This window comes from uncultured Sphaerochaeta sp., from assembly GCF_963676625.2.
Lineage (GTDB): Bacteria > Spirochaetota > Spirochaetia > Sphaerochaetales > Sphaerochaetaceae > Sphaerochaeta.
Map to the genome: position 1 here is coordinate 614,191 of NZ_CAXXYB010000004.1, position 18,599 is coordinate 632,789.

Annotated in this window: 18 protein-coding genes and 1 pseudogene; 16 read left to right on the forward strand and 3 right to left on the reverse strand. The window is 44.8% G+C overall.

From position 1 onward, the window contains the following. Positions 1–482 precede the first annotated feature (482 nt). From ACHZBG_RS05930 to ACHZBG_RS05970, 9 genes are all read left to right on the forward strand, one after another. Positions 483–1,262, forward strand: coding sequence for a nucleoside phosphorylase (locus tag ACHZBG_RS05930; protein WP_320128529.1), 780 nt, complete (start codon positions 483–485; stop codon positions 1,260–1,262). Continuing rightward, positions 1,259–2,020: a nucleoside phosphorylase gene (locus tag ACHZBG_RS05935; protein WP_320128530.1), complete on the forward strand. Its 762-nt coding sequence runs from the start codon at positions 1,259–1,261 to the stop codon at positions 2,018–2,020. The genes ACHZBG_RS05930 and ACHZBG_RS05935 overlap by 4 nt, the downstream gene beginning before the upstream one ends. Further along, positions 2,010–2,804 carry a winged helix-turn-helix domain-containing protein gene (locus tag ACHZBG_RS05940; protein WP_320128531.1) on the forward strand — a complete coding sequence of 265 codons (795 nt, stop codon included), beginning with the start codon at positions 2,010–2,012 and terminating at the stop codon, positions 2,802–2,804. Before ACHZBG_RS05935 ends, ACHZBG_RS05940 begins: the two co-directional genes overlap by 11 nt. 41 nt (positions 2,805–2,845) lie before the next feature. Beyond that, the gene (locus tag ACHZBG_RS05945) at positions 2,846–3,889 is read left to right on the forward strand and encodes a BMP family ABC transporter substrate-binding protein (protein ID WP_320128532.1); all 1,044 of its coding nucleotides are present in this window, start codon (positions 2,846–2,848) and stop codon (positions 3,887–3,889) included. A gap of 127 nt (positions 3,890–4,016) precedes the next feature. After that, the gene (locus ACHZBG_RS05950; protein ID WP_320128533.1) at positions 4,017–5,570 is read left to right on the forward strand and encodes an ABC transporter ATP-binding protein; all 1,554 of its coding nucleotides are present in this window, start codon (positions 4,017–4,019) and stop codon (positions 5,568–5,570) included. Beyond that, complete coding sequence (locus ACHZBG_RS05955) at positions 5,567–6,634, forward strand: ABC transporter permease (protein WP_320128534.1); 1,068 nt, start codon at positions 5,567–5,569, stop codon at positions 6,632–6,634. Before ACHZBG_RS05950 ends, ACHZBG_RS05955 begins: the two co-directional genes overlap by 4 nt. Beyond that, positions 6,634–7,566, forward strand: coding sequence for an ABC transporter permease (locus ACHZBG_RS05960; protein ID WP_320128535.1), 933 nt, complete (start codon positions 6,634–6,636; stop codon positions 7,564–7,566). The genes ACHZBG_RS05955 and ACHZBG_RS05960 overlap by 1 nt, the downstream gene beginning before the upstream one ends. Positions 7,567–7,589: 23 nt before the next feature. Next, positions 7,590–8,366, forward strand: a complete 777-nt coding sequence (locus tag ACHZBG_RS05965; protein ID WP_320128536.1) for a nucleoside phosphorylase — start codon at positions 7,590–7,592, stop codon at positions 8,364–8,366. A gap of 72 nt (positions 8,367–8,438) precedes the next feature. After that, positions 8,439–9,371: a nucleoside hydrolase gene (locus ACHZBG_RS05970; protein ID WP_320128537.1), complete on the forward strand. Its 933-nt coding sequence runs from the start codon at positions 8,439–8,441 to the stop codon at positions 9,369–9,371. Between the two features lie 455 nt (positions 9,372–9,826). Here the strand turns inward: ACHZBG_RS05970 and ACHZBG_RS05975 are convergent, their stop codons facing one another. Continuing rightward, positions 9,827–10,699: a transposase gene (locus ACHZBG_RS05975; protein WP_320128538.1), complete on the reverse strand. Its 873-nt coding sequence runs from the start codon at positions 10,697–10,699 to the stop codon at positions 9,827–9,829. Between the two features lie 152 nt (positions 10,700–10,851). Next, positions 10,852–11,082, reverse strand: coding sequence for an ATP-binding protein (locus tag ACHZBG_RS05980; protein ID WP_320128539.1), 231 nt, complete (start codon positions 11,080–11,082; stop codon positions 10,852–10,854). 68 nt (positions 11,083–11,150) lie between these two features. Between ACHZBG_RS05980 and ACHZBG_RS05985 the strand changes: the two genes are divergently transcribed. Further along, a complete protein-coding gene (locus tag ACHZBG_RS05985) occupies positions 11,151–11,423 on the forward strand; it encodes a hypothetical protein (RefSeq protein ID WP_320128540.1) in 273 nt (90 codons plus the stop codon). 336 nt (positions 11,424–11,759) lie between these two features. Here the strand turns inward: ACHZBG_RS05985 and ACHZBG_RS05990 are convergent, their stop codons facing one another. Further along, on the reverse strand, positions 11,760–12,569 hold the full coding sequence (locus tag ACHZBG_RS05990) for a FadR/GntR family transcriptional regulator (protein WP_320128541.1): 810 nt from the start codon (positions 12,567–12,569) through the stop codon (positions 11,760–11,762). 158 nt (positions 12,570–12,727) lie between these two features. Here ACHZBG_RS05990 and ACHZBG_RS05995 point away from each other — a divergent pair, with 158 nt between their 5' ends. The 6 genes and pseudogenes from ACHZBG_RS05995 (at position 12,728) to ACHZBG_RS06020 (ending at position 18,531) form a co-directional block, all read left to right on the forward strand. Further along, positions 12,728–13,318, forward strand: a complete 591-nt coding sequence (locus tag ACHZBG_RS05995; RefSeq protein WP_320128542.1) for a class II aldolase/adducin family protein — start codon at positions 12,728–12,730, stop codon at positions 13,316–13,318. 17 nt (positions 13,319–13,335) lie between these two features. Next, entirely contained in the window at positions 13,336–14,127 is a 792-nt protein-coding gene (locus tag ACHZBG_RS06000) for an N-acyl homoserine lactonase family protein (protein ID WP_320128543.1), read from the forward strand. 2 nt (positions 14,128–14,129) lie between these two features. After that, positions 14,130–15,350, forward strand: coding sequence for a Tm-1-like ATP-binding domain-containing protein (locus ACHZBG_RS06005; protein WP_320128544.1), 1,221 nt, complete (start codon positions 14,130–14,132; stop codon positions 15,348–15,350). Positions 15,351–15,379: 29 nt separating this feature from the next. Next, complete coding sequence (locus ACHZBG_RS06010) at positions 15,380–16,768, forward strand: GntP family permease (protein WP_320128545.1); 1,389 nt, start codon at positions 15,380–15,382, stop codon at positions 16,766–16,768. A gap of 13 nt (positions 16,769–16,781) precedes the next feature. Further along, on the forward strand, positions 16,782–17,462 hold the full coding sequence (locus ACHZBG_RS06015; RefSeq protein ID WP_320128546.1) for a class II aldolase/adducin family protein: 681 nt from the start codon (positions 16,782–16,784) through the stop codon (positions 17,460–17,462). A 169-nt stretch (positions 17,463–17,631) separates the two neighbouring features. Then, a pseudogene (locus tag ACHZBG_RS06020) lies at positions 17,632–18,531 on the forward strand (nucleoside hydrolase). The last annotated feature ends 68 nt before the right edge of the window (positions 18,532–18,599 follow it).

The following is an 18,599-nucleotide window of genomic DNA, read 5'->3' on the forward strand; positions in this document are numbered from 1 at the left end:
AAGGAAAAAACTCCAATGTTTTTAAAGTTTTTTCTTTACAGAGAAAAATCTTTCACTATTTTCGTAATCAAATTTTTCGAGCATACGTTCATTGCAGGCCTTTATAAACAACTGCATCAAAGCAGTATGTTTGCTGCAAGATCCCAAACTACTAGAAAAAATTGGTAGCAAGATAGATATTTTCAAGTAAATAGTCTTGTATGTTCTCTGGGTGACCATCAAATATCACGTTTTTCTATCAGTAGCAAAAACTTTCCCATCCCCTCAAATCCATTCATGGAATCTGCTTGGGAAATCCGTTTTTTTCTTAATCTCAAAGACTTGTAATCATTTTTATTTAAATAATATCAAATTAAAAGTAATAAATAGTGTAATTCTGAACAAAATAATGCAAACCTTTATATATAAGTTTTGAACTTATATAAAACATTTCTTGCCTTTCTCCTTAAATCGTGCTTTTCTATATACAAAGAGGTATGTAGATGAAACCTGAAGTTCCGATGATACACCTTGGACTCAAACCTGAAGAAATCGGAAAATATGCCTTTTTGCCTGGATGCGTCGAACGCGTGGAAAAGATAGCAAGCTATCTTGATAATCCTCGTTTCGTTGCGCGTCATAGGGAGTTCTACACCTTTACCGGGAAATTGGAGGGTGTACCGGTAACGGTGACCTCCACAGGCATCGGAGGACCTTCCACCAGCATTGCAATGGAAGAACTCAAGGCTTGCGGAGTGCATACCATGGTCCGTATCGGATCTTGTGCCTCGACTTCCCCCCTATCCAAAATAGGTGATGTCTGCATCCCCAAGGGAGCGATAAGGATGGAAGGAACCGGAAATCAGTACCTTCCCCTTGAATTTCCCGCTGTTCCGTCCTTCCCCCTATTCAAGGCTTTCAGGCAGGCAGCCGTTGCATCGGGCTTTCCTTTCAACACAGGGCTCACCGTTACCAAGGATTCCTTTTATACCGAGGTATCCCCTGAGACCAAACCCATCTACCCTCTGCTCAAATACCAATGGGAGGCTTATCTCAAGGGCGGGGCAACCAATACCAGTATGGAATGCGCACCTATCTTTCTTATAGGAGCCTCTTTGGATATAAGGACAGCCTCCGTCATGATCTGCGCCACAAATTTCGAAGCCTATTCGAATGATGACAAGGATTACCCCCGCGATTGGGAGCATAGAGCCATCGAAGTGGGAATAGAGGGAATGAGAAGCCTCATCAGACAAGACCTGGAAAAGGGGGGCCTCATATGAGCGAAGATTTAAAGCGCATGATGCATGTAGGACTAAAAAAGGGTGATATTGCCGAATATGTACTGCTTCCCGGTAGTCCTGAACGCGCCCTTGCCCTGGCAAACCGATTGGACAACGTACAGCAGATGGCCTACAACAGAGAATTCAGAACCTTTACAGGCTCCCTTGGTGGTAAAAAAATATCTGTATGTTCAACAGGAATAGGTGGTCCCTCGATGGCTATAGCTGTCGAAGAACTCTACCAATGCGGTGCAAGGACACTTCTGAGAGTAGGCTCGTGCCTTGCCACCACGAATACGATACATCGTGGGGATATTGTCATTCCCAACGGTGCTGTCAGGATGGAGGGCGTGACTTTCCATTATGAACCTGCAGAATTTCCTGCCGTTCCCGACCTTGAGATGGTACTGGACTTGGAATCCGCAGCAAAAAATCTCAAGCTACCGTACCACATTGGAATCTCCATTACCCGTTCGTCCTACTATTCGCTTCTTGATCCTACTAACCGCCCAGTTGCCGACCATCTGCAAACTTCTTGGAAGGAATATATTCAAGGAGGTGCCCAGAGTACCGATATGGATAGCAGTGCCTTGTTTATCGTTGGCAGTTGTCTGAGTATAAGGACGGCCTCGGTATTGGTAGCCACCACAGAGGGCATTCCAGCTCTCCTTGAAATCAAAGACTGCACCCCCGAACTGGAAGAAAGAGTAATCGAGGTAGCTTTGGCAGCCATAAGGAAGATCAGCCATGAACAATGACAAAAAAAGATCAAAAATACCGGTAACGGCCTTTTCCCATCCCCTCTTGCAGATTGAACCAGGTAAAAGCCTGTATCTTTGCGTGTATGATGCCATCTATTCCACCATTTTGCATGGTGAGCAGAACTGGATGGCAGGAACTTCGCTCCCCAGTGAACAGGATTTGGCTGAATATTGGGATGTTAGCAAGGGAACGGTACGGGAAGCTCTATATCATCTTCTGGAAGATGGCGTAATCCAAAAATCCCAGGGTAGACGCGCGGTGGTAAGCCAGAGGGCAAATTTTCAGAACTTCAACTATCAAGCCCTCATCAATCCAATCCATGCTTTTTGCAGCCTTGAGATTGACAGGGCCGAAATTGAGTTCCATTGTGTCAGCCTCAGTGACTGGCTCTCAGGGAAATTGCAACTTTCCGAGGGATCTGTCCTGGTAAAAGGATGCGTGCAATATTACAGCGGGAAAATCAACTGTGCCACTACGGTATTTTTCACTCCGTTCTCACTCTTGGAAAAAGAAGCTGTAAAAGTAACCTCGGAAGCGGCCCTCATCAACTTCATTGAGCACCGCGTCTATGAGAAAGCGGAATATGCCCAATCTTCCATCTGCCTGATTGATGAGATGGAAGATAATGAATTGCCGAAACTGAAACTGCCCCTGATGCTCGTGGAGGAATTCCTCTATGAAGAATCCGCTTGTTTTATGTTTCTCCGTCATTACCTGAACAAAGATTCATATCGAATACAAACGATACGAAAAGGTACTGACCATATTGCAAACCAATGAGCAACATCGTTGCCAAATATATTTGGTTATTGGAGGTCTCTATGAAAAAGATCACTGTTTGGTTCTGCGTCTTAGTGCTGTGCATCGTAAATGTCACTTTTGCCGGGGGATCCAAGGAACCCCAGACGGCTTCCAAGGCCGATGACTCTTTCAAGGCACTGTATCTGGTAAATGGAAACCTTGGGGACAAGGGTTTTTATGACTCAGCTGCCAGTGGGTTCTATACACTTCGGGATGAAGACAAGGCTACCATCAAGATTGTTGAGATGGGCAGGAACGAAGCTTCGTACGAAGGCTTTTTTCTGGATGCCTCAGAACAGGATTGGAATGTCATCGTTTCCGGTACCTGGTCGGTAAAGGAACTTGCCGAAAGTGTTGCCAAACAATTTCCGGATAAGAATTATATCTTCTTTGATGGTGTCTCCGATGTTCCGAATCTCATGGGCATTGCCTACAAATCCAATGAAACAGCCTTTATGGCAGGTTCCCTTGCAGCTCTCATGCTTGATAGCGGGGATGCCAAGATCGATGCCTCCAAGAGGATACTTGGCTTCATTGGTTCCATGGATACACCAAACATCAACGATTTCTTGATCGGTTACATCGATGGCATTCAGTATATCGATCCTTCCATCAAAGTATTGACCTCCTATGTAGGTTCTTTCGAGGATGTCTCCAAATGCATGGAAATGACCACCCAGCTCTACAACCAAGGTGCCCAGATTGTCTATGCACCAGCGAGCCAGAGTATTCTCGGTGCAGTTACCGCTTCCAGCAAGAGTGACAAGTATCTCATAGCTTGCGATACGGATATCTGGACAGCTATGGAAGGGACTGACGCCAATGCAGTACGTAATGTACTCAGCTCTTCCTTGAAGAAGGTTGGGGAGTCCTTGGTGGTTGCCATGCGTGGATTACAGGATGGCACGATGAGTACCAAGGAAAACTATACCCTTGGACTGAAGAGCGGCAGCGTTGGTCTTGCTGATAATGCCAATTACCAGAAACTTGTCCCTGCAAATATTCGTACCAAACTGGGAAATGATTTCCAAGGATGTAGGGGATGGCAAGATTGCCGTACGTGAAGCCATGGGGATGACCACTGAAGCTGTCGCGACCATCCGTGACTCCATGAAACCGTAACGATTTATTGCGACATTCTGGGAGGTTTCCCGTTTTTCGGGAGATCTCCCCTACACTTAAGGGACCTACATGAATACCACAGCATTGCATATGGACCACATCACCAAAGTATACCCCAATGGGGTGCTGGCCAATCATGACATAGTCTTTAGCGTTGACCAGGGAGAAATCCATGCACTCTCCGGAGAAAACGGGGCGGGAAAAACTACGCTCATGAAAATTCTCTTTGGAGAGGAAAAGGCTTCCAGCGGAAAGATTTTTATCAACGGAAAAGAAGAGATGATTTCCTGTCCGCAGGATGCCCTGCATCTGGGCATCGGAATGGTCCACCAACATTTCATGTTGGTCCCTTCCCTGACCGTGGTTGAAAATGCCATTCTGGGCATGGAGCCAAGGAAACATCTTGCCCTCGATATTAGCGAAGCTACCCGGCAAGTCAGTGAGATCGCAACCAAATATCATATGGCCCTCAATCCCAGGAGCAAGGTCAAGGATCTTTCCGTTGGGCAAAAACAGAAACTGGAAATTCTCAAAGTCCTCATCAGGGGGGCAAGGATCCTCATTCTCGATGAACCGACGGCAGTACTGACTCCCCAGGAAACCAAGGAACTCTTTACGGAACTGAAACACCTCCGCTCAGAAGGTTTTACCATCATCTTCATCTCCCATAAACTGGCTGAAGTGCGCGAACTATGTGACCGCATCACCATTATTCGCAAAGGGACCTCCAAGGGAGTCTATGACCTTGCATCCATCACCAATGAAGAGATTTCCCAGAAAATGGTAGGCAGGGATGTTGAACTCTTGCCAGTTCACCAACCTCACCCTCGTGGAGAGGCAATCCTGTCAGTAGAACACCTCACCGTCAGGGAAAATGCAAAGAAAACCCTAGTAAATGACATTACCTTTACCTTGCATACAGGAGAGGTCTTGGGTATAGCAGGAGTTGAAGGCAACGGACAAACCCAGTTGGTCGATGCCATTACGGGCATGGGGGACTTCCAGCAAGGAACCATCCTTTTTAAGGATAAGCCCATCAAGGCAGGACATGTACGGGAGGCACGGGATCTGGGAATTGGACACATCCCTGAGGACCGGATGACCATCGGCATTGCTCCCAATCTGTCAATAACCGAAAACCTCATCGCCGACAAAACCCATTGGCATCAATTCTTCAACCATTCAGGAATGTCGGTCCCCAGTAAAATAAAGGCCTATAGCACCGAAATGATAGAAAACTATGCCATTCTTTGCAAGAATCCCGAGGTATCCATTGCCAGTCTTTCAGGAGGAAACATCCAAAAGGTAGTCCTTGCAAGGGAACTCTCTTCCCATCCCCAGTGCATTGTCGCAAACCAACCGACAAGGGGAGTTGATGTAGGAGCAACGGAGTTTATTCGTAAACAACTTATAGCATCCAGGGATCAAGGGGGAGCAGTCTTGCTTATTTCTTCTGACCTGAATGAACTTTTTGCACTCTCTGATCGTCTTTTAGTCCTCTACAACGGCACCTTGGCCGCTTGTTTTACCGATCTTTCACATCTGGATGAACAGACTCTGGGCAGGTATATGCTTGGGTTGCAGCATCAGGATATAGAAGAAATCCAAAGGAATGCCCTATGAAAACACCGTCTATCGATCGAATGGTCGACTCTGTCAAACTTATCCTGGTCATCCTCGTTGCCTGTCTGCTCGTTTCCGTCATCATTCTTTTGGTAAGCACAGAGCCTGGAATCGCCATCTACAGTTTCTTCATAGGTCCCTTCACCTCGTTGCGAAGAATAGGAAACATTCTGGAAGGGGCCATTCCCTTGATGTTCACTGCCCTGGCGGTAATAATCATTTTTCGTTCAGGGCAGTTTTCCATGATCTCCGAGGGTTCCTTCTTCATCGGGATCCTCGGGGCCATGATGGTTGGGATTTCTTTCGATTTACCCAGTGGATTGCATCCTTTGGTAGCCATTCTCTGTGCAGGCCTATTGGGGGCAATGGCAGCAGCCATTCCTGCCTTTTTGAAATTGCGATGGAAGGTCAGTGAAGTAGTAACCTCAATTATGCTTAACTATGTAATCCAATTCTTTGTCATCTACATGGTGAACTACCATTTTCGGGAACCTTTGGCTTCCTCCCTGGCTTCCCTCCTCATCAAGGATACCTCGCGACTCCCTGTTCTTATCCCGGGAACCAAGGTGCATCTCGGGTTGCTCATAGCCCTCGCTTTTTGTGCCTTGGTCTGGTTTTTCATCTTTCGCATGAAAACCGGTTACAAGATCCGCCTGGTGGGAGACAATCCGTCCTTTTCCCGTTATGTAGGAATCAAGACGTCCATGGTCATTGTCTCGGCACAGGTCATTGCCGGGGCAATTGCCGGAATTGGAGGAGGCATCGAATTTCTTGGAATGTATACCCGGTTCAAATGGACCTCTTCCCCAGGCTATGGCTGGACAGGGATCGCCGTTGCCTTGCTAGCCCGTTCCAACCCTATGCTGGTTCCTGTTGCTGCCCTTTTCATTGCCTACCTGAATGTAGGGTCCGGTATCATGGCGCGCAGCAGCGACGTGAGCAGTGAGATCGTATTGATCATACAGGGAGTCATCATGCTTTTGATTGCCTCCGATGCACTTTTGCAAGGCTGGAGACAACGCCTCATCGTCAGCAGCGCTACCAAGGAAGGGGGGAACTTCTGATGAGTATTTTTCAAAACATCTTCAGTTATCAATTTGTCGCCATGTGGCTCAGGGTTGCCACTCCCCTCATTTTCACTTCCCTGGGAGCGGTCATTTGCGAGAAATCGGGAGTGGTGAATCTTGGACTGGAAGGAATTATGTTATGTTCTGCCCTAAGTGGGGTCCTGGGTAGCGCCTATAGCGGAAGCCTGGCAATCGGGGTGGTCTCTGCAGTGGGAATGGGACTGCTGCTGAGCGCAGTATTTGCATATTTCCACTTGGTCCTGAAAGCAAATGCCGTGCTATGCGGAACAGCGATCAATACCTTTGCCGGAGGGTTTACCGTATTCATGCTTGAACTGACAACCGGGGAAAAAGGCAATAGTTCCTCGCTGAAAAGCCTCGCCTTCTCTTCGTTTGATATTCCAGTCATCAAGGACATCCCCGTTCTCAAGGACTTGCTTTCCGGCCACAATACTCTTACCTATGTGGCATTTCTTGCCGTGATAGGTGTTTGGTTTCTCCTCTACAAGACTCCGCTAGGGTTACGTATCAGGGCCGTAGGAGAGAATGAGCATGCAATAAATTCAGTAGGCATCAATGTAAAAAAAATGCGTTTCCTTGCAATTATGCTCTGTGGTGTACTGGCCAGTTTCGGGGGCATGTACCTTTCCATGGGATACCTCAATATGTTTGTACGCGACATGGTGGCAGGACGGGGGTTCATCTCCCTGGCAGCCTGTGCAATGGGCCAGGCAACCCCTTTCGGGACGCTTGCTTCGGCACTGGTATTTGCATTTTTCGATGGTCTTTCCAATATTCTCCAGCTACTCAAGATTCCTTCGGAATTTGTACAGATGCTTCCCTATGCCGCGACCATCCTGGGCTTGGTAGCCTATTCCATCCAGCAAAGTAACCGAGAACAAAAACGCAAGAGACTCATAATTACCTGACAACAAAAAGAGAGGAAACAACAATGCTTGACAAAGATGAAAAGACCTTGGGAAAACGCCAGTATCATATCCACCTGAGCCCTGGCGATATCGGAAAATATGTGTTGCTCCCCGGAGATCCGGGACGCAGTGATCGCGTTGCCCAATATCTGGAGAATCCGGTATTGGTGGCAAACAACAGGGAGCACAGAACCTTCACGGGAACGTACAAAGGAGTGAAGATTTCGGTTACCTCCACCGGCATGGGTTGCCCCTCCGCCGCCATTGCCTGTGAGGAACTCATCAACATCGGAGCTACTTGCCTTATCAGGATAGGGAGTACTGCCGCTCTACAAGAGGGTATTGCCATCGGGGACCTGTTAGTTTCCACCGGTTCGATGAAGAATGAGGGAACGTCCAGGTTCTATGTACCGGATTGTTTTCCTGCTGTTCCTGATTTTGATCTTACCCGCACATTGATCGATACTGCCAAGGATCTGCAACCCCTCATGAAGTTTGGATTTTCCTATGGCATCAATGCCTCCGACGATGCCTTCTACGGGGAAACCCCTGAATGGATCGAAAAGCTCCATGCCTTGGGTGTAATGAACGTGGAGATGGAAAGTTCTGCTATCTTTACGGTATGCCACCGCAGGAAAGTGCGAGGTGCCATGATCAGCGCCGTAAGCGGGAATCTGGTAACCGGGGAGGTCATCTATGAGACGGAAAATACAAAACTGGCTGAGGGCTGGGACCAGGAAATCAAAGTAGTACTGGAAGCAATCGCTCGTTTTGACGCTGAACAGAAACAGCAAGTTTGAAAAATATCTGGGCTGAAAGAGCAAAACACGCTATACTCAGGCAAAAATCATGAAAAAGAAGATAGTCATACAATGAAGAATATAATACTTGATCTGGATACGGGAATCGACGATTCCCTGGCCTTGGCCTATGCTGCACTCAGTCCTGAAATCAACTTGTTGGGCGTTACGGGAACCTATGGGAACGTAGAGATGATAACAGGGATTCAGAACTCATTGAACGTGCTCTCAGCAGTGGGAAGATCTGATGTTCCTGTATATGCAGGAGAGGCCCAGGCCCTGACGCAGACGTCCTTTGAACGACATGCTGTAAGTAGTCGCATTCATGGGGAGAATGGAGTTGGGCAAGTACAATTCCCTGTATCAAAACGAGAAAAACAAGAAGAGAGTGCCGTTGCGTTCCTTTCAAGAGCTATGCATACCTACAAGCAAGAATTGACCATCGTAACCACCGGTCCCCTGACAAATGTGGCAACAGCCCTTATGCAGGACCCTTTTTTGAAAGAATGGAAAGGCAAGCTAGTTTTGATGGGCGGAGCCCTGTCGGTCAGGGGTAATGTCAGTCATTTTGCGGAAGCCAACATTGCCCAGGATCCGGAAGCTGCGAAACTCGTATTGGAAAGCAACCTGGATGTTACGATGGTGGGTCTTGATGTGACCATGCGCTCACGTTTGAAACTGTCCCAGGCAATTGCCTGGAAACAAAAAGAGTCCCCGAGGGCAAAGTTCTTTGGGGATATGCTGCAATATTATATCAAGAATACGCTGGGAACTGACGAAACCTACATCCATGACCCGTCAGCGGTAATCTGTGCACTTCATCCTGAATTCTTTACTATTCTTCCCTTCTACCTCACCGTAGAAACAGAAGGTGAAGACCGGGGAAGGACTCTTGTCGACCATACTAGGCTCAGGGAAAAGAATCCCACCACAAAGGTCTGCATAGATGTAGATGCTGCAAAGGTGGAAGAGAACCTGGGGCTACTTCTCGGAACAAGGCTTTAGACCGGTAAAAAATATAGCCCACGATTTTAGGATATTGATAGAAACATGACAATAACCACCCATTAACTTGAGGAGGGTCTTGTAGTTTCCAATATTTTATCATTCTTGGATAGTTGAGTAAAAGAAGCGGACAAAACAACAAAGACCAACTCGGAATTCTGGGGAATTCGTAGTTTGACTAAAACTTGTTTGCCTGTTCCATAATCTACCGAGAAAAATATAGAGTGTCTTCAAACCGTAGAAAACACTATGTATGGCCTTAAGCAGGTTGCTTGTTCTTTTCATTTTTCTTTCCAATTGAGATCGAATACTTTACCAGACAAATTCTTTCATTGAAGTTTTTTCCAGACTAACTAATTTTCTGTAATAAATATTCAAATTCAATACAACTTTCCCAATGAGTGAGACTATACATGCTTGTTTTTAGGGAGTCTTCCACGTTTCTTCTTGGGTTTTTACGTCTCCGTGGGATGTATGTCGAGTCGTTTCAGTATTTCCTCGTATGACGGATTGATCCTGATCAGCCTCCATCCGTAGTCTGGGTCATTGAGCATTTTCACCCTTGCCAATATCTTCATTACCTTCTTGTAGGGCATTTCCTCTAGGATCTTCGCATTGTCAAAAACATGTATCATCCTGAAGGTGAGAACCGAGGAGAGAAAGTCACAGAATTCACTTCCGATAACGCTGTAGTCGTCATGCACGCGTGTATTGTCGAATTCAAGTGCAGATTTGTAGAATCTCATGACAATCTTGATCTCCCATCTCTTAGAGTAGGTCTTGTAGATGGTTTCACTCTCGAGGTCCATGGCACATTCAAGGACCACTGTGCCGAATACGGCCCTAGCCTTCTGGAGCTCGGCAAGGCGGTAGTCTTTTTTCCTCCCGCTTCTTTTGAGCCAGCCACGCTCCTCCTTCGAAGCCCTGGAGGCATCCCGGAACGAATAGAGCCATCTGCCGTCAGGAGCCTTCTCCTTCCTGTATGTTATCCCTTCGGAACCAGGAAAGAGCCCGATGAAATCAAGCATATGGAGTTCAGATGCAATCCTGGAGTCCCTCTTCAGCGGATTGAGGCAATGGAGGCCGGGATTATCCATGAAGTATTTCTTTGCTGCGGACTGAGAGAATCCCTTGTCGGCAACCACGATCGGTGTTGTTATCTGGTGTTCACAAATGAATTCGCTGTAGGCAGTGACGTCAAGCATGTTGCCCGGGAAGCATTTGGAACACACGGGCTCCATGGCCTCCAAGTCAAACGCAAAAAGGACCGAGATATCCCTCTTGCCTTTTGCCCTGGTCTTCCTGGAAAAATCAGAGAGGGAGTTCACCTTCGATTCGTTTGACTTCAGCGTCTGTGTTAAGTCTAGCGAAAAGGATAAAATGGTATCAGAATTTCCCTATTTGGGTCGTCCCTGAAAACTAGGATTTTTCTACACCTTTTTGCTCTCCTTTCCTTTCGTAATCGTTACCATCTGGTCTCTCACAAGAGAGTGTTCCAATCTCCAGTCCTTGGATGGCCGTAATGGATCAACCTATCAATGATTGCTGTTGCCAGTTGCTCATCGGTCATGAGTTTTCCCCATTCACTGAAGGGAAGATTGGCGGTCACTATCAACGACTTGGTTTCATAGCTGTCGGCTATCACACTGGACAGGAGCTGGGCATCCTCCCCGCCTATCTGGCAGTACCCCCATTCATCGATGATAAGCATGTCAAGCTTCTTCAGTTCGGACAGGTTCGGCTCCTGCCTCGACTTGGATATTGTTCGTGAAGTTATGGATGAACTGCAATCCTAGGCATGGAGCCGGGAACTCCATATTACTGCTCCCGCTCCAGACTATTTTGTGGACAACCCGCTCTAGAATATTTCTGCTTTTTCACTCCAGAATAATTCTTAAATCGATAGTAGCCAAGAAGACCGTCAGGAAAACCCAGGACTGGATGAATACCTACCCCAGGAAGATCCTACATGGATTGATTCCTTTGGAGAAACTGGAGATGGAGATAGGGGAAGGATTCCTTATCCCATCCTTCTTGGAGGTAAAGCAATGAAAAAAACGGACAAACTACTTTACAGGAGGCCAATACAGGACAGTTCCACACAAAATGAAAAATCTTTCCCAAAATGGATTGATTGATAGGGGTTTTCTTTTTTCCAATAACATCCAATTACCTGGATAATTTATTGGGGATTGAGAGTTAATAATTTTTTTAAATAGGGAATCAGATATCAGAAGGCATCAACTTGAAAACATCATGCCTCTTGAACTGAAGCAATGTGGTTGAAAGGTTTCCCTCTTCCAATATAACCCATGGTTTTCTACCAAATCATTGCTTCACCATTATTCATGGAATATGAAGATACAAATTCCAAAAAAGAGTGCGATACTACTCCAAAAGTAATTTTTTCACACGGGAAAGATGCTTATTCATGGCAGCAGAAGCAGCCTCGGCATTTTTATCAAGCAGATTTTCGTAAATCTGCGTATGATAAGCAACAACCTCATCCCTTGGTTTTGTATGCTTAAGACTCCAGTACTGGTGAGTATTTATTGTTTTGGGAAATTCCTTCAGACAAGAAATGATGAATTCATTATGAGAAGCCTTTGCAACAGCCATATGGAATCGCAAATCGGCCTCAAAAAAATGGTTGTCCTGATTGGCTTTTAATTTTCGAATTTCCGTAATGGATTCAAAAAGTGCGATCTCGATATTTGTGCGATCTTCTTCTGTTGCATTAAGGGCAGCTAGGCGTGTCGCTTCAGTTTCAATGATTATTCTAAGAGAGATGGATTCTTCCAATAATATTTTGGCAGTATGAGAGTCGATAATTGATTCATTCGAATAGTTTTTCTCAGAAAAGACGTTATGATTTCCCAATACAATGGTTCCTATGCCTGGTGAGGTTTTTACAATATTTTCATCCGCAAGTTTTTTTAGTGCTTCCCTGACAGGTATTCTGCTAGAAGTATATCGTTCAGCAAGTTGTCGTTCTGTGGGCAACAATTCATTAGCCTGATATTCACCGGCTACAATTCTTTTATTTAAGTCTTGGAATATTATCTCGCTGAGTTTTTTATGAGCCATCTTGTTCCCACCCTCGTTTACAATATTATACAAAACATTCCATGAAAATACCAGTATATAAAGTTTCGTTTTATATTGGTATATTATATTTTGGTTATTATTATACCACAACAGTATATTTTGGTATAATTTATTACCAAGTAAAAATAATATTTCAATATTATGTAAAAATTTGATTGACTTATCAAAAAAGTGAGTTATAAATTAACGCATACCATTGGTAGATATTCTAATGTAGAATTATACCAATGGTATATCGGAGGAGCATTATGTATACTGAATTCATTGCGGCTAAAAATGATTTTCTCTTTACTGCAAGAAGGACTTATGCCAGTGGAATTCAGACCGGAACCGGAGGCAACTTAAGCTCCAGGATTCCTGGCACTGAATTGATGATCGTGAAACCCAGTGGCTATACGTATGGAGACTGTTGCGAAGAGAACCTGACCATTACGGATTTCTCTGGAAAATTGGTCGAAGGAAGTTATAAACCTACAAGGGAATCAACTTTGCACGGGGGCCTATATTCGCAATTCATTGCGGTTGGGGGAATTGTGCATACACATAGCCCCTACGCCATTCTTTGTTCCCTGAGTTTTTCGCAAATAGAACTTTGCACCATGCATTCCGCCCTTAAGTTAAAAAAACCGATTCCCATTATTGACGTAGAAACCCAAGCGGTAGAAGCCTCGGAAATACATAAAGTATATGAAGAATTCGAAAAGAATCCGGAACTTTCTGCATTTATCCTGAAAGGACATGGAATCGTTGCTGTCGGATCAAGCGCAAGAAAGGCTGGCCAGATTGCAGAATTAATTGAAGAAACTGCAGAAATTTTCTGGAAAAGTCAGAACAAATAATCAAGGAGAAAGAATTAATGAATTACACAATTACACCAATCAACACAGGATTTGTAAGTACCAACAAAGCTACCTATTTTTATCATAATAGCGTACATAAATATTATGATGTAGTAGGAAATGTCAATGCACCGGTAGCAGTTTTCCTTGTTGAAGGGAATGGAAAGAAAATTTTAATCGATACGGGAATGTGTGATTCTGCTACCGCAAGCAAGTATCATCATGCAGGATCTGTCCAACCTGAGGGCTTCGCAATACAGGATCAGCTTGCAAAAATGGGAATGGATTGCAGTGAAATTACCGATATCATATTTACCCACTTGCATTGGGATCATGTCTATAACATAAACCATTTTCCCCAGGCAACATTATATGTACAGAAGACAGAATATGAATATGCTACCAATCCAATACCCTTGTATTACAAATCCTATGAGTTCCCTGAACTGGGCCTGAATCCTCCATTTTCGGGAAGAGAGTTCGTATTGCTAGAAGGTAATGTCGAGGTGTTCGAAGGTATCAGCGTGTATCTTACTCCAGGACATTCAGTTGGACATCAGAATGTAATCATTTCCACGAAAGATGGGGAATATCATTGCTGCGGGGATTTGATCTTCACCTTTGACAATCTGAAAGAATGCAAAGAAATGCATTATGACATAACCCCACCGGGAAGATTTGCTGATATCAATGGACTATGGGCAAGCATAAGAGATATGAAGGCACGTGTTTCCCAGGAGTTTATACTGCCGACTCATGATCCTCTTATTCTTGAATACATCGAACAACACAGGGTTCTGGGAGCATAAGTATGAAAAAGATTGCCCTTATGGCTTCCCTCGATACCAAATTGGATGAAACCTTGTATGCGAAAGGAATCATTGAACGCAATGGATGCCAAGCAGTTGTTGTTGATATCAGCACCAAGAATATTCTTGAAGGAAAATCCGATATCGGTCCGGTAGAGATTTTACAATGTGCCGGAATATCCTGGCAGGAATTCGATTCGCTGGATAAGGCCAATAGAATAGATACAATGGCAGAAGCAATAATCAAATTCATGCCGGAATTATATTTCCACCATGGTTTTGATGGAATCGTCTCCATTGGGGGTGGGCAAAATGCCAGAATGGCAGCCGCTGCCATGAAAGAATTGCCCTTTGGGGTCCCAAAGATACTGGCCTCTTCCCTTGCCTGTGGGAAACGGACGATGGAACAGTATGTTGGCACAAAAGATATCATGGTCATGCATACCGTAGCCGATATTTTTGGCTTGAACGATATTACACGGACCGTTATCACAAATGCATGCAATGCCATGACAGGAATGGTTTCCAATGATGCTCACAGTAAACAATCAACCATGGGAAAAACTCGTTTGGCAGCCACTGCCCTTGGAATTACCTCCAAATGCATCGAAGGAGTCCTGAATCAATTACCTGACAGTAAATTTGAGAAAACCTGTTTCCATGCAAATGGCGTAGGCGGACGTTGCATGGAAGAAGCTATCGAAAATGATAGGTTCGACCTGGTGATTGATGCAAATCTTCATGAAATAACCTGTGAAATGCTAGGGGGTTATTGCACTGGTTCCCAAGGAAGACTTTTAAAAGCTATCGAGAAAAGAGTTCCCCTGATCGTAGTTCCCGGGGCATTGGATATGCTTGATTTCTTTATAGATGAAGAGGGAAAGGGACTTCCCTCTAATATTTCGGAAAGAAAAACAGTCTATCATAATTCCAGCATTGCACACACCAAGGTATTCCCGGAGGAAGCAAAGGTACTTGCTGAAACGGTTTGCTCAAGATTGAACAGGGCAGAATCCCCTGTTACCCTGATTCTTCCCCTAAAAGGCTTCTGTGAAGCTGCTGCTCCTGGCGGTGGCATGTATTATCCACAAACTGATGAAATGTTCATTTCTACGTTTAAAAAAAATTTGAAGAAAGAAATCAAGATTGTAGAGGTTGATTGCAACATCAATGATGTTGTTTGCCAGAAAGCAATAATCGCTGAAGTAATGCAATTGATCTAGCATGTGTAGAATTTAAAAAGGAGAAAAAAATGAGTGTAGTCATGGGGGTAGTGGGCCTTTTGCTGGCTTTGGGATTATTGATCCTATTAGCTTACAAAGGTCACAGTGTGATTGTTATTGCACCTTTGGTAGCGGTAGTTGCAATCGTTTTTGGTTCAGGTTTTCAGTCACATATAATGGCTAATTATACTGAAGTGTATATGGTAGGTTTTGCAAGTTATGTAAAGAATTATTTCCCGCTCTACCTATTCGGTGCCATTTTTGCAAAACTGATGGAAGTCACAGGAAATGCAAACACCATTGCCAATGTCATTGCAAATAAGCTTGGAAAGAAAAATGCTGTACTGGCAGTAGTCCTCGCCTGTGCAATACTCACCTATGGGGGTGTCTCCCTGTTTGTCGTGACTTTTGCGATCCTTCCTATTGCCGTCAAGCTTTTCAGGGATGCTGACATCCCAAAGAGATTGATTCCTGGTTGTATTGCTCTGGGAGCCTTCACCTTTACGATGACAGCCCTGCCTGGAAGTCCACAAGTTCAGAATTCCATTCCTATGACCTATTTTGGCACAGATAGCTTTGCGGCTCCGGTTCTAGGTTGTATCGCTGCTGCGATAATGTTTACGCTGGGAATGATGTGGCTGAACAAAAGGACAGCCCAAGCAAGGAAGGCTGGAGAGGGATACGGAGAATACGAAGATGATTTGACAATCGTCGATGATAATAATCTGCCTGGGCTGCTTGTCTCAGTGATTCCCTTGCTACTGATTCTTTTTGTCAATCTCCTTTGTTCCAAGGTTATTTATCCTGGATCAGACGCACAATATATCTCTCAGTTTGCCACCACCCTTTCAAAAGTCATGGGAAACTGGAGTGTTCTCATCGGCTTATTGGTTTCCATTTTATTCATGATAATTCTCAATTTCAAGAAATTGATTCACCTAAAGGAAGATTTGAAAAAAGCCGCAGGGAACTCTGTGATGCCCTTGATCAACAGTTGCGCGGTTGTCGGTTTTGGTTCTGTTATCAAAGGCTTGGCAGTATTCAGTATCATCCAGACCTTTGTTCTCGGAATTTCAAGCAATCCACTGATTTCAGAATTCATTGCAGTCAACTTGCTTTGCGGTATTACCGCATCAGCCTCTGGCGGTTTGGGAACTACTTTGGAAGCTCTAGCCCCTACGTATCTCTCAATGGGCGCACAAATGGGGATAAGTCCTGCCGTATTGCATAGAATTGCATCAGTCTCAGCAGGTGGTCTGGATTCACTTCCTCATAACGGAGCAACAGTAACGACGCTTTCCTTATGCGGAATGACACACAAGGAAGCCTATAAAGATATGTTTGTCTGTTCTGTCTTGATACCAATTTTTGCAGGCTTCGTGATTGTTATACTTGCCTCACTTGGTCTCTCATGCTAGGGGGAAGGAAACAATGAAATATCCTACACTAGAAAAGGCAATGGATGAGATTCTGGATATTGGACAGAGGATGTACGTAAAAGGGTTTGTAGCCGCAAATGATGGGAATATTACCTGTAAGCTCAGCAATGACACTATTCTCGCAACTCCTACAGGTATTTCGAAAGGCTTTCTAACAAAGGAAATGCTGGTTATCATCGATTTGGATGGCAATATCCTTGAAGGAACCTATAAGACAACATCAGAAATCAAGATGCATCTGAGGGTCTTCAAGGAAAATGAAAATATTGTTGGGGTCGTACATGCCCATCCTCCTTTGGCAACTGCCTTTTCTATTGCGGGAATTCCTCTTGATAGCCCCTTGGTCTCCGAAGCTATTTTAATTATCGGAACCATTTTGATAGCTCCTTATGCAAAACCCGGGACCTATGAATTACCCAATAGCATCGCACCATATGTGAGAACCTACAATGGGGTAATGCTTGCAAATCATGGGGCATTGACATGGGGAGTTGATTTAACCCAAGCCTGGTATCGTATGGAAGTAGTTGAGCAAACCGCCCTGATAACTAAATATGTACGGGAACTGACAAAATCTCCAAATAGTCTAAGTCAAGACCAAGTGGAAGGATTACTGGAAATCAGAAAACGAATGGGAATCTCTACAGGGGGAATTCCAAGATTTGATCAATAGACAATATGATCAGTAGGAGCTGTTTCAAGAGTTTGAATGAAAATCCAGACAAGAGACAGCTCCTTTTTCATGCATGGAATGCAAATTCGTTATTGACAATCATCTGGGCTGAAAGAGCAAAATACGCTATACTTGGGCAGTTGCAATACAAGAGAATCTGGATACTGGAATCGACGATTCTCTGGCCTTGGCCTATGCTGCACTCAGCCCTGAAATCAACTTGTTGGGCGTTACGGGAACCTATGGGAACGTAGAGATGACAACAGGGGTTCAGAACTCATTGAACGTGCTCTCAGCAGTGGGGAGATCTGATGTTCCTGTATATGCAGGAGAGGCCCAGGCCCTGACGCAGACGTCCTTTGAACGACATGCTGTAAGTAGTCGCATCCATGGGGAAAATGGAGTTGGGTAAGTACAATTTCCTGTATCAAAAAGAGAGAAGCAAGAAGAGAGTGCCGTCGCATTCCTTTCCAGAGCCATGCATACCTACAAGCAAGAATTGACCATCGTAACTACCGGTCCCCTCACAAATATGGCAACAGCCCTTATGCAGGACCCTTTTTTGAAAGAATGGAAAAGCAAGCTAGTTTTGATGGGTGGAGCCCTGTCGGTCAGGGGCAATGTCAATCATTTCGCTGAAGCCAACATTGCCCAGGATCCGGAAGCTGCAAAACTCGTATTGGAAAGCAACCTGGATGTTACGATGGTGGGTCTTGATGTGACCATGCGCTCACGTTTGAAACGGTCCCAGGCAATTGCCTGGAAACAAAAAGAGTCCCCGAGGGCAAAGTTCTTTGGAGCTATGCTGCAATATTATATCAAGAATACGCTGGGAACTGACGAAACCTACATCCATGACCCCTCAGCGGTAATCTGTGCACTTCATCCTGAATTCTTTACCATTCTCCCTTTCTACCTCACCGTCGAAACAGAAGGTGAAGACAGGGGAAGGACTCTTGTCGACCATACCAGGCTCAGGGAAAAGAATCCCACCACAAAGGTCTGCATAGATGTAGATGCTGCAAAGGTGGAAGAGAACCTGGGACAGGTATTGGGAGCAAGACTGTAGAATTTTCAAACCTAACTGTTGGTTAACGGGAAACAGGAGTCCTGCTAATTTATCATTTTGCATAATCA

Coding starts and splice junctions, on each gene's coding strand:
- ACHZBG_RS05930 (WP_320128529.1), top strand. CDS start 483: ATGAAACCTGAAGTTCCGATGATACACCTTGGACTCAAACCTGAAGAA.
- ACHZBG_RS05935 (WP_320128530.1), top strand. CDS start 1,259: ATGAGCGAAGATTTAAAGCGCATGATGCATGTAGGACTAAAAAAGGGT.
- ACHZBG_RS05940 (WP_320128531.1), top strand. CDS start 2,010: ATGAACAATGACAAAAAAAGATCAAAAATACCGGTAACGGCCTTTTCC.
- ACHZBG_RS05945 (WP_320128532.1), top strand. CDS start 2,846: ATGAAAAAGATCACTGTTTGGTTCTGCGTCTTAGTGCTGTGCATCGTA.
- ACHZBG_RS05950 (WP_320128533.1), top strand. CDS start 4,017: ATGAATACCACAGCATTGCATATGGACCACATCACCAAAGTATACCCC.
- ACHZBG_RS05955 (WP_320128534.1), top strand. CDS start 5,567: ATGAAAACACCGTCTATCGATCGAATGGTCGACTCTGTCAAACTTATC.
- ACHZBG_RS05960 (WP_320128535.1), top strand. CDS start 6,634: ATGAGTATTTTTCAAAACATCTTCAGTTATCAATTTGTCGCCATGTGG.
- ACHZBG_RS05965 (WP_320128536.1), top strand. CDS start 7,590: ATGCTTGACAAAGATGAAAAGACCTTGGGAAAACGCCAGTATCATATC.
- ACHZBG_RS05970 (WP_320128537.1), top strand. CDS start 8,439: ATGAAGAATATAATACTTGATCTGGATACGGGAATCGACGATTCCCTG.
- ACHZBG_RS05980 (WP_320128539.1), bottom strand. CDS start 11,082: ATGCTTATCATCGATGAATGGGGGTACTGCCAGATAGGCGGGGAGGAT.
- ACHZBG_RS05985 (WP_320128540.1), top strand. CDS start 11,151: ATGAACTGCAATCCTAGGCATGGAGCCGGGAACTCCATATTACTGCTC.
- ACHZBG_RS05995 (WP_320128542.1), top strand. CDS start 12,728: ATGTATACTGAATTCATTGCGGCTAAAAATGATTTTCTCTTTACTGCA.
- ACHZBG_RS06000 (WP_320128543.1), top strand. CDS start 13,336: ATGAATTACACAATTACACCAATCAACACAGGATTTGTAAGTACCAAC.
- ACHZBG_RS06005 (WP_320128544.1), top strand. CDS start 14,130: ATGAAAAAGATTGCCCTTATGGCTTCCCTCGATACCAAATTGGATGAA.
- ACHZBG_RS06010 (WP_320128545.1), top strand. CDS start 15,380: ATGAGTGTAGTCATGGGGGTAGTGGGCCTTTTGCTGGCTTTGGGATTA.
- ACHZBG_RS06015 (WP_320128546.1), top strand. CDS start 16,782: ATGAAATATCCTACACTAGAAAAGGCAATGGATGAGATTCTGGATATT.